The following is a 12,303-nucleotide window of genomic DNA, read 5'->3' as shown; positions in this document are numbered from 1 at the left end:
GCATGCCGTGCGTGCATGACGGCCCCCCGCTTCGACCGGAGACATCCATGAGCATTACCGACACCCTGCAAGTCCGGGTCAAGTCCATCAACTGGGAGGCCGAAGGCATCCTGGCCTTCGACCTGCGGCCCGAACCGCCGCTGCGCAGCCTGCCCGCCTTTACGGCCGGCGCCCATATCGATCTGCACCTGCCGAACGGCCTGATCCGCAGCTACTCGCTGCTCAACGCGCAAAGCGAGCCGCACCGCTATGTAATCGGCGTCAACCGCGACGCGCAGAGCCGCGGCGGCTCTCGCTACCTGCACGAAACGCTACGCCCCGGCGACGTGCTGACCATCAGCGCGCCGCGCAACAACTTCCCGCTCGACGATTCGGCGTCGCTCGCGGTGCTGGTGGCCGGCGGCATCGGCATCACGCCGATCCTCGGCATGATCCATCGGCTGCGCGAGCAGGGCCGCCCGTGGCGGCTGCACTACGCCGCGCGCACGCGCAAGCAGGCAGCGTTCGTCGAAACGCTGGAAGACATGGGCGTTGAGCCGGGCAGCGAGGTCCACCTGACCTTCGACCGCGAGGCCGGTGCGGAACGCCTCGACGTCGAGGCGATCGCCGCGAGCCTGCCGGAAGGCGCGCACATCTATTGCTGCGGGCCGGTGCCGATGCTGGAGGCCTTCGAGCAGGCCACCGCATCGCTGGCGCCCGAGCGCGTGCACCGCGAGTACTTCGCCGCGCGCGAAGCCGCAGCCACTGCCGGCGGCTTCACCGTGGAGCTGGCACGCAGCGGCCGCAGCATCGAAATACAGCTCGGCAGAACCATCCTGGAATGCCTGATCGCCGAAGGCGTGGAGCCCATGTACTCGTGCCAGGAAGGCGTCTGCGGGACCTGCGAGGTACGCGTGCTCGACGGCGAGCCCGACCACCGCGATCTCGTACTGAATGCGGCCGAGCGCGCCGCCAACAACCGGATGATGGTGTGCTGCTCGGGTGCGAAGACCCGCAAGCTGGTGCTTGACCTGTAGGCGCCGCACCGCGAAACCACGCAATGAAAAAGGAGCATGAAATGAGCACCGCACTGGTGACCTATGAACTCGACGGCAACGTCGCCCTGATTGGCCTGAACCGCCCCGACAAGCGCAATGCCATCAATGAAGAGGTGGTCTGGGCCCTGCACGACGCCGTGGTGCGCGCCGGCGAGGAAGCCGACGTGGGCGTGCTGTTCGGCCACGGCAGCAACTTCTGCGCGGGGCTGGACCTGAAGGAAGCGCTGGCCCGCGCCTCCGGCGAGCAGCCGCGGCCGCGCAAGCGCACGCGCCACTCGTGGCACACCGTGTTCGATGGCATCGCGCGCGGGCCCATCCCGTTCGTCGCGGCACTGCACGGCGCGGTCGTGGGCGGCGGACTGGAACTGGCGACAGCCGCGCATATCCGCGTAGCGGATGAATCGGCGCTGTTCGGCCTGCCCGAAGGACAGCGCGGCATCTTTGTCGGCGGCGGCGGCACCGTGCGCATCCAGCGCGTGGTGGGCTACACGGTCATGGCCGACATGATGCTGACCGGCCGCCTGCTCAATGCACAGGAAGGCGAGCGCGAGCACATCGTGCGCTACGTGGTGCCGCAGGGCCAGGCGCTCGACAAGGCACGCGAGCTCGCCGCGCTGGTCGCGCGCAACACCGCCGACACCAACTGGCGCATCACCAATGTGCTGCCGCGCATCAACGACCTGTCGCACGACGATGGCCTGTTCGTCGAGTACCTGACCTCGAACATTCCGCGTCCTCCCGAAGCCGCCGAACGCCTGCGCGATTTCGTCGAAGGCCGCGCCAAACCCCTCGCCTCCGGCGCCAAGCCCGACTGAATCCAGGGAACGTCATGACAACCACAACCCAATCCACCGCCGGCGGCGAGGCACAAACCACGGCCGACTACGTCCGCTTCGCCCAGGCCGAAGCGGCCCGCATCCCGGACTTTCCGCAAGACCTGCCGCTGCGCCCCGTTAACCGTGTCGCCGTAGTGGGCGCGGGAACCATGGGCGGCGGCATCGCGATGGCGCTGGCCAACATCGGCATCCCTGTCACGCTGATCGACAGCAGCCAGCAGGGGCCCGATACCGGCCTGGGCCGCGTGCGCGACAACTATGCGGGCAGCGTCTCGCGCGGCAAGCTGGAACCGGCCGAGATGGAACTGCGGCTGTCGCGCATCACCGGCTCCCTCGACCTGGCCGACGCCGCGCAGGCGGACATGGTGATCGAAGCCGTGTTCGAGGACATGGCGCTCAAACAGCAGGTGTTCCGCAAGCTCGATGCGGTGTGCAAACCCGGCGCCATCCTGGCCACCAACACCTCCGGGCTGGATGTCGATGCCATCGCGGCTGTCACGCAGCGCCCGCAGGACGTGGTCGGCGCCCACTTCTTCAGCCCGGCGCACGTGATGCGCCTGCTCGAAGTGGTGCGCGCGCGCGAGACCGCACCGGACGTGATCGCCACGCTGATGGATCTCGGGCGGCGCATGGGCAAGACCGCCGTGCTCGCGCGCGTCTACCCGGGCTTTATCGGCAATGCGCTGTTCCGCAACTACACGCGTGAAGCGCATTTCCTGGTCGAGGAAGGCGCGCTGCCGCACGAGGTGGACCAGGCCCTGACCGGCTTCGGCTACGCCATGGGCATCTTCGCCGTGCACGACATGGCCGGCAACGACGTGGGCTACCAGACCCGCAAGGCGCAGATGGCCACCCGCCCGCAGGACCGGCGCTGGAACGACCTGATCCTCAAGCTGACCGAACTGGGCCGGCTGGGGCAGAAGAGCGGCAAGGGCTGGTACCGCTATGAACCTGGCAGCCGCCAGCCGCTGCGTGATCCCGAGGTCGAGGCCTTCATCGAACAGGAGTCGGCGCGTCTTGGCATCGTACGGCGCCCCATCGGCGCCGAGGAAATCATCAAGCGCTGCGTGTACGGCATGGTCAATGAAGGCGCGAAGCTGCTCGAAGCCGGCGTGGCGCTGCGGCCCAGCGATATCGACACCGTCTACCTGACCGGCTACGGCTTTCCCGCGCGCCATGGCGGGCCGATGTACTACGCCGACCGCATCGGGCTGCGCGAGGTGTACGCCGACATCGAGCGCTTTCACGCGGAACACGGCTACTGGTGGGAGCCGGCCCCGCTGCTGGCCCGGCTCGCGCGCGAAGGTAGGACCTTTGCCGACTACCAGCGGGGGAACGCGTAAGGCCGACGGCGGCGCCTTTCCGCTCTCCCTGAGCGCTCTCGTTGCATTCTTAATACGCACTAACGTATACCACTATTTTTCATATACATACCAGTGGGCGATAGTTCTGCCACTTCCCGGACCGTGGGAATGACATCTGGGTGACACCAAGAACATGGAGGAGAAAAAGATGAAACGAACCCTGGTCGGCCTTGCCTGCGCGATCGCCAGTGCATCCGCCGCGGCGCAGACGTCGGGCGTCACGCTGTATGGCGTTGCCGATGCCAACATCGAATACACCAACAACAACCCGGGAAGTGGCCCCGACGGGCATTCCAAGGTCGGGCTCGGTTCGGGCGGCCTGTCCCCGAGCCGCTGGGGCCTGCGCGGCACGGAAGACCTCGGTGGCGGAAAGCAGGCGATCTTCGCACTGGAAAGCGGCTTCAGCCTCGATACCGGCGTATCCACGCAGGGCGGCCGTCTATTCGGCCGCCAGGCATGGGTTGGCCTGCGCAGCGGCACGCAGCAGGTAACGCTGGGCCGGCAATACACTTCGCTGTTCCTGATGATGGCCAACTACTCGCCCACGGCGTACGCCACCACGTATGAACCGGTGGTCGGCATTGCCGGCGCGAACCTGCGCGAAGACAACATGGTGAAATACCATGTCGACCTGGGCCCGCTGACGGCGGAAGCGCACTGGAGTTTTGGCGAGCAGCCCGGCACGGTCGCGGGTTCATCGGCCTTCGGCGGCGGCTTCGACTACCGCGTCGGCCCGTTCGGCGTCGCGGGTGCCTATGACAGCCTCAACAGTGCAAAGACTGCCGACTACACGCGTACGCAGAAGGCGGCACTGGGCCTGCGCTACCAGATCACACCGGGCCTGCTGGCCCAGGCCGCATACCGGTACAACAACAACGGCACGCGCGCGACCAATACGTCGGCACGTGACGACCTGTGGTGGTTTGCCCTGAACTACCAGGCAACCGGTGCCTTGCAGCTTACGGGCGCGTTCTACTACGACAACGTCAAAGCGCAGTACACCGCGACGGGCAAGACCAACCCGAACAACCCGTGGCAGGTGACGTTCATCGCGGATTACTCATTGTCCAAGCGGACCGACGTCTATGTCAGCACCGCGTACACAAAGAATGCGTCGCTGAACTTTGAAAGCCTGAACGGCGCCGCAGCTGCCTACCAGATTGCGCCGAACGAGAAGAACCAGTTCGGCGTGGCGATGGGCGTGCGGCATAAGTTCTGAGGTGGCCAATCAGGCCGCGCGTGAAGCGGCCGGCTTGCGGCCACGCCTGGCGCCGCCGCGCGGTGCGGTGCTGCGCGTGGCGGCAGCTTCCCCGCCGCCCTCGCCCTCGAGATAGCTCGCTGGCAGGGTGGAAAGGAACTCCGAAAACCCGGTGGTGCCCACGGGCGCATGTTCGAGCATGGCCGCATGCGCGGCGGTTTCATCGCCGCTGAGAATGGCGTCGGCCAGCCGCTGGTGGTCTTCCAGCACGCGTTGCCGGCGCGCCGGGGTCTGGAAAATGCGCGGGCGGTAGCGCTGCATCAGCCGGCGGATGCTCTGGATCTGCTCCACCAGGTATTCGTTGTGGCTGCCCGCATAGACCGTGTCATGGAATTCCGCGTTGGCTTTGGCGAAGCGCTTGCCGTCGTCCTCGGCGTGCGCCTGCTCGCATTCGGCGCGGGCCGCCTTCAGGCGCACGCGCTGGTCGTCATCCATGCGGCGCGCGGCCAGCTTCGCCGCCACGGCTTCCAGCTCGCCGAGCAGTTCCAGGGTTTCGCGCAACTGCGTGATCGACAGGCGCGACACGAACACCCCCACGCGCGGCACGATGCGGACCATGTTCTGCACGGACAACTGCTGCAGCGCCTCGCGCACCGGCGTACGGGAAACGCCGAAGCGCTCGGCCAGCATGCGCTCGTCCAGCGGCGTGCCGGGCGGCATGTCGCCGGCTTCGATTTCGTGCTGGATCGTGGCCTTGATCTCGCCGGCCATGCTTTTCTTTTCTGGGTGTGTCATCGCGTCTGGGTGAGCAATCTTTCCGGCACAGTATACCGAAACGCGATACTGGCATGCCATCCGGAGGCGAAAGATACGGCAAATCCCGAACGAGCCGCCATCCGGATTGCCGTCGGGACACTGAGCCTGCCGCAGGCTCACCGGCATATCCCGCATGAATCACGCATGAGTCCGACGGCGCCCCACTCATGCTACGGCTCTATCCGCCAGCTGAAAAGAGGGAGTGGCCAAAAGCAGGGAGCAAAACCGTCAGGAAAGCTGCTATTCACGTCGACCAGCGCGCGGTTTTCCTGCACTACAGTCTGCCAAGCTTGCTCCCATGCTTCCTGCGTGCGATCGAGCTGTCCTGAGTTACTTGTTGTGTCATGAGTTCTCCAGCCCCCACCCCTTGGGGCATTTTTACCAAAGCGTAAAGCGCTACGGGTAGCGGCGGGAGTGTGGCCGCCGGCAGACGATCAGTCACCAGGGGGCCGGCTTTCGACTCAGACATGCTGCCTCTGCTTAAACCCGCTCAGTCCAGTATTGCAGCAAAGTCATGCAGTTGCCGAGCAGTCACCGTGGCGCCGCCACATACCACCACGGCAATGCTGGAGGCCGCCTTCAGCACCGCGTTGTCGCAATCCAAGGCCGTCAGGGCTGCGCCGCATGCCGGCTCAACCAGGACGCGGTGTTCGTCAAGAAACCTTATCGCTGCCTGCACCGCCTGATCGTCTGACACAACGACGCTGTGGATCTCGTGACGCTGCGCCCATCGGAGCGCGCCATCACACGGCCGCTTGGCGCCAAGCGATGTCGCCACGCTGGTGATACTTGAGAGTTCGACCGGCCTGCCTTGGGCGACCGAGCGGGCGTAGCAGTCCGCACCGTCGGTCTCTACCGCGATGACAGGCACGTCGGACCAGCCATTCCGCTGAAGCCCTTCCAGCACGCCGCACAGCAGGCCACCACCGCCCACGGCAAGAACGATGGCGCCCGGCTTCGGCCCGGATACCGCGATCTCGTCCACCAGCGTGGCGTGCCCCTGCCAGATGAGCGGATCGTCGAAAGGGTGCACGAAGGCATCGCGTGGCCCGATCAGGGACAGCGCAAACTCGTGCGCTTCCGCCCATGTGCCTCCGTGCACGATCAACTCCGAGCCTTCCAGGCGGATCAGGTCGCGCGCTTGGGGTGGCGTGCTCTCGGGTACCACCACCACGACGGGAACGCCGAGTTCGCGTCCGCAATAGGCTGCCGCAATCCCGGCATTTCCGTCTGACGATGAAACGAATCGCTGTGCGCCCGCGGCGTGCCGCGCTTCACACAAGGCTCCGACACCCCGGAGCTTGAAAGAGCCGGTCGGCTGTGCGGCTTCCATCTTTAACCAGACCGGCTTGCCGAGCCGCCGCGAATTGGGCTGGGACTGTACAAAGGGGGTGCTGATGTGGATCGTCATGTTTCGTAGCGAAATGGGGAAGCGAGCCGTCCCTGCAACGCGGGAAGCTGCGCCATCGTAGCGCAGGAAGCTATGCAAACCAATGCTGTTTAGGTAGCCTAGCTATGCTTGAGGAGCATGGGAATGAACGCGCGGAAGCGGTATGCGGAACATTGAATTGCGACATCTTCGCTACTTCATCGCGGTAGCACAGGCCGGCAGCGTGGTGGCGGGCGCCCGTGCCGTCGGCATTGTCCAGCCCGCCCTGTCGCGGCAAATTATCGAACTTGAGGCGGCCATCGGTACGCCACTGCTGGCGCGCAAGGCAAGGGGCGTGCAACTCACCGTGGCGGGCGAGAGCTTCCTGCGGGATGCCACACAAATTCTGGCAAACCTGCAAGCCAGTCGCGATCGCGCCCTGCGTTGCGCTGCCGGGCAGCTCGGCGAGCTGCGCCTTGGTGTGTTGCCGAACTATCTGAGTTCAGCCGTCGTGACGGAGGTGCTCAGAGCCTTCCGGACGGCGTGCCCGGAGGTCAAGGTCCTGGTGGACCCGATGCTATCGACGGAGCAGATTGTCGCGATCCGGCACAGGCAGGTGGATGGCGGCATCATGGCCTGGCGTCGGAATGAGGCGCCGCATCTGACAGGCATTGTGTTGCTCAGCGACCGCTTCGTATTGGCCATGCCTTCATCACAGACCGCCCGCCACAAGCAGCCGAAACGGCTGGCGGACGTGGCGGATCTGCCCTTCGTCTGGTTCGATCCGGCGCGGTCCTCGTCCCAGCATCGCTTCCTGATGACGCAGTGCGAGCGCGCCGGTTTCTCGCCCCGCGTGGCCCAGGTTGGCAGCGACATCCCGACCGTGCTCGGTCTGGTTTCGGCGGGGATGGGTTGCGCGTTTGTCCCCGAAAGCCTGTCAACCGTCTGTCCGCCGACCGTGCGGCTAGTGCCACTGCCTGAGGTCGCTGATCGCTTTGATGTGGAATTCGCGTTCGACGAGGAGGTAGCAACGCCAGCAGTCAGGCAATTTGTGCAGGCGCTACAGCAGGTGATCGATGATCGGGCAAGCCCATAGCAATTGGCTCCGTGGCGGTCCGTTCCGGTCGGTCCATGTTTGATGCTGTTCCGGTGTCGGACGGCAGCTGCCCTCGTCTTCGTGAGGAATGTCGCCGCACAGGAGTGAACAGCAGGGCGTGGCCCCGCACCGGCACGTCAAAACATGCACTGGAGGGGCGGCGTCTCACATGGAATACCGTCGCCGTCCCCATCCATCTTTACCGCCGGGCAGTTTTTCAGATAGAAGCGCGCTTCCGCGCAGGATGCCATCTGGCTGCAGTGCTGTTTGCCCTCGCAGCGGAATGCCGGTTCCGCCGTTGCTGCCACGGCTGAAACCTCGATCTGCTGTGGCTCGGCCTGGGCAACGGGATTTACCAGAGGCGCGTGCGTTTTGTAATAGATGAAGGCGGCCGCGACGGCCGCAACTACCAGCAAGCCCTTATACATGTTGACCCCTACCCTTCTTTTTCTTTTTGGAAATGGAAGGATGCCACAACAGCGTCGCTGTCGGTCAGGCGCTACTCTGCCAGCCTTGCCGTGACCTCGCTTACCATGTCGTGCAACTCTGAACCCAGCTTTTGGCGCAACGTGCTGTGGGCGGGCTGCCACAGCGCCAGAGCCTGTTGCAAATTAAAGGCGCCGGCCTCTGTCAACCACACCGCGCGGCGGCGGCGATCCGCTTCGGACATGACGACTTCCACCAGCCCCATGCTGACAAGCTGATCGACATTCCTCGACATTGTCGATTGATTCAGTCCGGCTCGTTGCGCCAATGAGCCAAGGGTGTCGTCTGTTGCCGACGCGATCAGACACATCAATCCAAATTGGGTACTGGACAGGCCAGACGAAGCCAACGCCCCATCTAACTCCGCTGTAATTCTGCGCGCCAACAGGCGCGACCACCAGCCGAGATCGACATCGAGAACCGCAGCGGCGTCTGCGCGCAGGGTCCTGGCTCCTTGCCTTCGCTTTTCCATGACGATACTATATGCAGATGCATTGTTTGTATCTGCATATATTACCAACAACAAGGAGATCTGACGAGATGGAATATCGATATGGCCTTGCCTCACCCGCCGACGTCGCAAACATGAACGGCCGGGCAATTCTTCAAGCCATTGTGGACGGACGCCTTCCACAGCCGCCCATCTCACAGATCCTCGACTTCTGGTTAGTCGAGGTTGGCGACGGATTCGCCGCGTTCGAAGGCGAGCCGTCGTCTCGACTGCTCAATCCAATGGGCTCGGTGCACGGCGGATGGCCTCTGACGCTCATTGACAGCGCAACCGCGTGCGCGGCCAACTCCCTTCTTCCCGCTGGCGCTGCTTACACCACTGTCGAAACCAAGGGAAATTTCTCCCGACCGATCAAGCCTGATACAGGCAGGGTCCGGGTCGAAGGCCGCGTTGTCAGCCACGGCCGTCAAATCATTACCGCGGAAGCTCGCGTGCTGGCGAAGAACGGGCGCGTTCTGGCCCATGGCACGTCTACGCTACTCGTGCTATCGCCTGCGCGGGAACAATAGGCAAACAAAGCGAGGAGCCGTTTCGGCAAGACTGCAGGATTGATGAGGCACTTTCCATTCGGAATTTGACAGGCTAATGTTGGACTATGCCGCTGGCAGACGATGGAGGCAGGTATGGGCATGGTCTCAATAGAACCCGGCAGCTATCACGTTGCGCCGCCGCAAAACCCCGGCGAAGTCATCGATCTGATCCGGACGCACGCGATCCAGGTCGTTGACCTCAGGTTCACCGACTTGCCCGGCGTGTGGCAGCACTTCTCGATCACGCTGCCGGAAGTCAACGACAATTTGTTCTCGGCCGGCATCGGCTTCGACGGGTCTTCCATACGTGGGTTCCAGGAAATCCACGAGTCCGACATGCTGGTCAGGCCTGACCCGGCCACTGCATTCATCGATCCGTTTTGCACAGCACCAACGCTGGCGCTGATCTGCGACGTGCTGGACCCTGTCCTGCACCAGCCGTACTCGCGCGATCCGCGCTACATCGCACGCAAGGCCGAGCTGTACCTCCGGAAAACCGGTCTTGCCACGGTTTGCTACCTTGGCCCCGAACTGGAATTCTTTATTTTCGACTCCATCCGCTTCGGGCAGGACCAGCACTCTGGCTACTACCATGTTGAATCCGCCGAAGGCGAATGGACCTCGGGCCGTGACGAAGGCGCCTATGGTGGAGGCAATCTCGGCTACAAGCAGCGCTACAAGGGAGGATATTTCCCCGTGCCGCCAAGCGATACGCTGCAGGACATCCGCTCCGAAATCGTACTCGCGCTGATGCAGGCCGGCATCCAGGTCGAGGTGCATCACCATGAGGTCGCCACGGCGGGCCAGAATGAAATCGACATGCGCTTTGCGCCACTGATGCGCATGGCAGACAACGTGATGATGTACAAGTACATCTGCAAGAACGTTGCGCGCCGCCACGGCAAGGTCGCCACATTCATGCCCAAGCCCCTGTTTGCCGACAACGCGAGCGGCATGCATTGCCACCAGAGCCTCTGGCGCGATGCCGAGAACCTCTTCTATGACAAGAACGGTTGGGCGCAGACGTCCCAGATGTGCCGTTGGTACATAGGTGGCCTGCTCAGCCACGCCCCCGCGCTGATGGCTTTCTGCGCGCCCAGCACAAACTCCTACAAGCGACTGGTGCCCGGATACGAGGCGCCTGTCAATCTGGCCATGTCGCAGCGCAACCGATCCGCCGCGGCCAGGATTCCCATGGTTTCGGACTCCCCAGGCGCCAGACGCGTTGAATTTCGCTGCCCTGACCCGTCCGCCAATGCCTACCTCGCCTTCTCGGCAATGCTGCTCGCCGGCCTTGACGGCATTGAAAACCAGACGGACCCCGGCGACCCGCTCGACAAGAACATCTATGATCTGCCACCGGAGGAAGCGGCCAGCATCCGGCAGGTACCAGGTTCGCTCGAAGAGTCGCTTTGCGCGCTGGAAGCCGACTCAGCGTTCCTGCGAAAAGGTGATGTTTTCACTGAAGACCTGATCAGCACCTGGATTGACTACAAGCGCACGCATGAGATCGATACATTGAAGGTGCGGCCACACCCGTGGGAATTCCAGCTCTACTTCGACATTTGATTACGGCGCGCCAGCAGTGTCCTTGCCTCCGGCAGAAGACCAGCTTCGCCCCTCACGCCCAGCCAGAAAATCAAAGGCCACTCCACGGGCAGCATCGGCCCGGCATGGCACGGAACATTTCGGCCTGGGCTGACACGAACTACGAGAGGGCCGCGTAAACGTCGACGCAGCGCGACGGCATCACATTCCCTGGCCATTCGCGGTATCTATCCTGGCAGGAGCACCGACATGGACACCACTGCAAAACTCATTCCCTCAACCGAGCTGGCGCAACAAAACCCCGTCCGGTTTCCCAATGAAAGCGCGGAGTACCGCAAGGCGCGCAATGCGCTGCTTGCGGAGGAGATCGAGCTGCGGCGCCACATCGAGCGCGTGGCCCAACAGCGCCGCGGCCTGCCCGCAGGCGGCGAGGTGACCAAGCGCTATACCTTCCAGGGAGAACGCGGTCTGGTCACGCTGGCCGAACTGTTCGGCGACAAGGACACCCTGGTCATCTACAGCTATATGTTCGGCCCGCAGCGGGAACAGCCTTGCCCCATGTGCACTTCGGTGATGGCGTCGTGGGATCACAAGGTTCCGGACATCGAGCAGCGCGTGGCGCTGGCGATGATCGCCCGCTCGCCCGTCGATCGCCTTGTCGCCGCCAAGAAGGCACGAGGCTGGACCAAGCTGAAGGTCTACGCGGACGTCGATGGCGATTTCACGCGCGACTATGTCAGCGCCGAGGATGCCGACGTCCCGGCCTACTCGGTCTTTACGCGCCGGGACGGCAAGATCCGCCATTTCTGGAGCAGCGAGATGTACGCCCTATCGGCCGACCCGGGTCAGGACCCGCGCGGCGCGCCGGACCTGGATCCACTGTGGACCCTGCTGGACACCACGCCGGAAGGCCGGGGGGCGGATTGGTATCCGAAGCTGGAATACCCGGATGGGAAATAATCGTGCCTCGATGGAAGGGTCAGGCCGCGGGTTGGTGGCAAACCACTTCGATGTTGTGCCCGTCCGGACCAATGACGAACGCTGCATAGTAGTTGGCGTGGTAGTGCGGGCGCAGACCAGGCGCACCATTGTCTTTGCCACCGGCCTCCAGAGCCGCGCGATGGAAAGCTTCGACTTGCTGGCGAGTCTCGGCAGTGAACGCCAGGTGTAGATGCGCAGGCTTCTCCTCGGCCTGGAACAGGCACAATGAAGCCTTGCCCTTTGGGGGGCAAAGCTCGACACCGTACGTCGGCGGCCCCTCCGAGGCAACAGCTACGCCGAGCGGTTCGAGTGCCTTGAGGAAGAACGCCTTGCTCGCTGCATAGTCGCTGACTCCGAATTTGACGTGGTCAAACATGAGTTCTCCTGAAGTGTGTGGGCCTGCGCGGCCCGACGTTTGCAAGAGACCGCTCTTCCCCGAGATCCGCGCCCCCACCCCGGAGTTTGACGATGAACCAAAAAAAATGCCAGCCATCCCGGATGGCCGGCACCAAGCTCACAGCGGTTGGAGAC

13 protein-coding genes are annotated in these 12,303 nt (G+C 63.8%); 8 read left to right on the top strand and 5 right to left on the bottom strand.

All coding sequences use genetic code 11. The features are described 5' to 3' along the window. The first annotated feature begins 47 nt into the window (after positions 1-47). The 4 genes from A3A5_RS0117990 (at position 48) to A3A5_RS0117975 (ending at position 4,456) form a co-directional block, all read left to right on the top strand. Positions 48-1,016 (top strand): PDR/VanB family oxidoreductase, encoded by a 969-nt coding sequence (locus A3A5_RS0117990; RefSeq protein WP_018311933.1) that lies wholly within the window; start codon positions 48-50, stop codon positions 1,014-1,016. 41 nt (positions 1,017-1,057) lie between these two features. Then, positions 1,058-1,852: a crotonase/enoyl-CoA hydratase family protein gene (locus A3A5_RS0117985; RefSeq protein WP_018311932.1), complete on the top strand. Its 795-nt coding sequence runs from the start codon at positions 1,058-1,060 to the stop codon at positions 1,850-1,852. A gap of 14 nt (positions 1,853-1,866) precedes the next feature. After that, on the top strand, positions 1,867-3,216 hold the full coding sequence (locus A3A5_RS0117980; RefSeq protein WP_018311931.1) for a 3-hydroxyacyl-CoA dehydrogenase: 1,350 nt from the start codon (positions 1,867-1,869) through the stop codon (positions 3,214-3,216). 169 nt (positions 3,217-3,385) lie between these two features. After that, complete coding sequence (locus tag A3A5_RS0117975) at positions 3,386-4,456, top strand: porin (RefSeq protein WP_018311930.1); 1,071 nt, start codon at positions 3,386-3,388, stop codon at positions 4,454-4,456. Between the two features lie 9 nt (positions 4,457-4,465). Here A3A5_RS0117975 and A3A5_RS38870 read toward each other — a convergent pair whose 3' ends face one another. Together A3A5_RS38870 and A3A5_RS0117965 are read right to left on the bottom strand one after the other, a co-directional pair. Next, positions 4,466-5,230 (bottom strand): GntR family transcriptional regulator, encoded by a 765-nt coding sequence (locus A3A5_RS38870; protein WP_035812922.1) that lies wholly within the window; start codon positions 5,228-5,230, stop codon positions 4,466-4,468. A 511-nt stretch (positions 5,231-5,741) separates the two neighbouring features. Continuing rightward, positions 5,742-6,662, bottom strand: coding sequence for a pyridoxal-phosphate dependent enzyme (locus A3A5_RS0117965; RefSeq protein ID WP_018311928.1), 921 nt, complete (start codon positions 6,660-6,662; stop codon positions 5,742-5,744). 142 nt (positions 6,663-6,804) lie between these two features. Between A3A5_RS0117965 and A3A5_RS0117960 the strand changes: the two genes are divergently transcribed. After that, entirely contained in the window at positions 6,805-7,716 is a 912-nt protein-coding gene (locus tag A3A5_RS0117960) for a LysR family transcriptional regulator (protein WP_018311927.1), read from the top strand. A 137-nt stretch (positions 7,717-7,853) separates the two neighbouring features. Here the strand turns inward: A3A5_RS0117960 and A3A5_RS38865 are convergent, their stop codons facing one another. Together A3A5_RS38865 and A3A5_RS0117950 are read right to left on the bottom strand one after the other, a co-directional pair. Further along, positions 7,854-8,144, bottom strand: coding sequence for an excalibur calcium-binding domain-containing protein (locus A3A5_RS38865; RefSeq protein WP_018311926.1), 291 nt, complete (start codon positions 8,142-8,144; stop codon positions 7,854-7,856). Between the two features lie 71 nt (positions 8,145-8,215). Then, positions 8,216-8,674 (bottom strand): MarR family winged helix-turn-helix transcriptional regulator, encoded by a 459-nt coding sequence (locus tag A3A5_RS0117950; RefSeq protein WP_018311925.1) that lies wholly within the window; start codon positions 8,672-8,674, stop codon positions 8,216-8,218. 68 nt (positions 8,675-8,742) lie between these two features. Between A3A5_RS0117950 and A3A5_RS0117945 the strand changes: the two genes are divergently transcribed. The 3 genes from A3A5_RS0117945 to A3A5_RS0117935 all read left to right on the top strand — a co-directional run bounded on the left by A3A5_RS0117945 (position 8,743) and on the right by A3A5_RS0117935 (position 11,751). Next, the gene (locus A3A5_RS0117945) at positions 8,743-9,222 is read left to right on the top strand and encodes a PaaI family thioesterase (protein WP_018311924.1); all 480 of its coding nucleotides are present in this window, start codon (positions 8,743-8,745) and stop codon (positions 9,220-9,222) included. Positions 9,223-9,336: 114 nt separating this feature from the next. After that, a complete protein-coding gene (gene glnA / locus A3A5_RS0117940) occupies positions 9,337-10,812 on the top strand; it encodes a type I glutamate--ammonia ligase (RefSeq protein WP_018311923.1) in 1,476 nt (491 codons plus the stop codon). A 228-nt stretch (positions 10,813-11,040) separates the two neighbouring features. Beyond that, positions 11,041-11,751: a DUF899 family protein gene (locus tag A3A5_RS0117935; protein WP_018311922.1), complete on the top strand. Its 711-nt coding sequence runs from the start codon at positions 11,041-11,043 to the stop codon at positions 11,749-11,751. A 19-nt stretch (positions 11,752-11,770) separates the two neighbouring features. Here the strand turns inward: A3A5_RS0117935 and A3A5_RS0117930 are convergent, their stop codons facing one another. Then, complete coding sequence (locus tag A3A5_RS0117930) at positions 11,771-12,148, bottom strand: VOC family protein (protein WP_018311921.1); 378 nt, start codon at positions 12,146-12,148, stop codon at positions 11,771-11,773. Positions 12,149-12,303 lie beyond the last annotated feature (155 nt).

It is taken from the genome of Cupriavidus sp. UYPR2.512, assembly GCF_000379565.1.
Taxonomy (GTDB): Bacteria; Pseudomonadota; Gammaproteobacteria; order Burkholderiales; family Burkholderiaceae; genus Cupriavidus.
Note: the sequence above shows the minus strand (reverse complement) of the source record. Positions and strands in the feature narration are given on the sequence as shown.

Excerpts from the sequence above, each read along its gene's own strand:
- A3A5_RS0117990 (WP_018311933.1), top strand. The coding sequence starts at position 48 with ATGAGCATTACCGACACCCTGCAAGTCCGGGTCAAGTCCATCAACTGG.
- A3A5_RS0117985 (WP_018311932.1), top strand. The coding sequence starts at position 1,058 with ATGAGCACCGCACTGGTGACCTATGAACTCGACGGCAACGTCGCCCTG.
- A3A5_RS0117980 (WP_018311931.1), top strand. The coding sequence starts at position 1,867 with ATGACAACCACAACCCAATCCACCGCCGGCGGCGAGGCACAAACCACG.
- A3A5_RS0117975 (WP_018311930.1), top strand. The coding sequence starts at position 3,386 with ATGAAACGAACCCTGGTCGGCCTTGCCTGCGCGATCGCCAGTGCATCC.
- A3A5_RS38870 (WP_035812922.1), bottom strand. The coding sequence starts at position 5,230 with ATGACACACCCAGAAAAGAAAAGCATGGCCGGCGAGATCAAGGCCACG.
- A3A5_RS0117965 (WP_018311928.1), bottom strand. The coding sequence starts at position 6,662 with ATGACGATCCACATCAGCACCCCCTTTGTACAGTCCCAGCCCAATTCG.
- A3A5_RS0117960 (WP_018311927.1), top strand. The coding sequence starts at position 6,805 with ATGCGGAACATTGAATTGCGACATCTTCGCTACTTCATCGCGGTAGCA.
- A3A5_RS38865 (WP_018311926.1), bottom strand. The coding sequence starts at position 8,144 with ATGTATAAGGGCTTGCTGGTAGTTGCGGCCGTCGCGGCCGCCTTCATC.
- A3A5_RS0117950 (WP_018311925.1), bottom strand. The coding sequence starts at position 8,674 with ATGGAAAAGCGAAGGCAAGGAGCCAGGACCCTGCGCGCAGACGCCGCT.
- A3A5_RS0117945 (WP_018311924.1), top strand. The coding sequence starts at position 8,743 with ATGGAATATCGATATGGCCTTGCCTCACCCGCCGACGTCGCAAACATG.
- glnA (WP_018311923.1), top strand. The coding sequence starts at position 9,337 with ATGGGCATGGTCTCAATAGAACCCGGCAGCTATCACGTTGCGCCGCCG.
- A3A5_RS0117935 (WP_018311922.1), top strand. The coding sequence starts at position 11,041 with ATGGACACCACTGCAAAACTCATTCCCTCAACCGAGCTGGCGCAACAA.
- A3A5_RS0117930 (WP_018311921.1), bottom strand. The coding sequence starts at position 12,148 with ATGTTTGACCACGTCAAATTCGGAGTCAGCGACTATGCAGCGAGCAAG.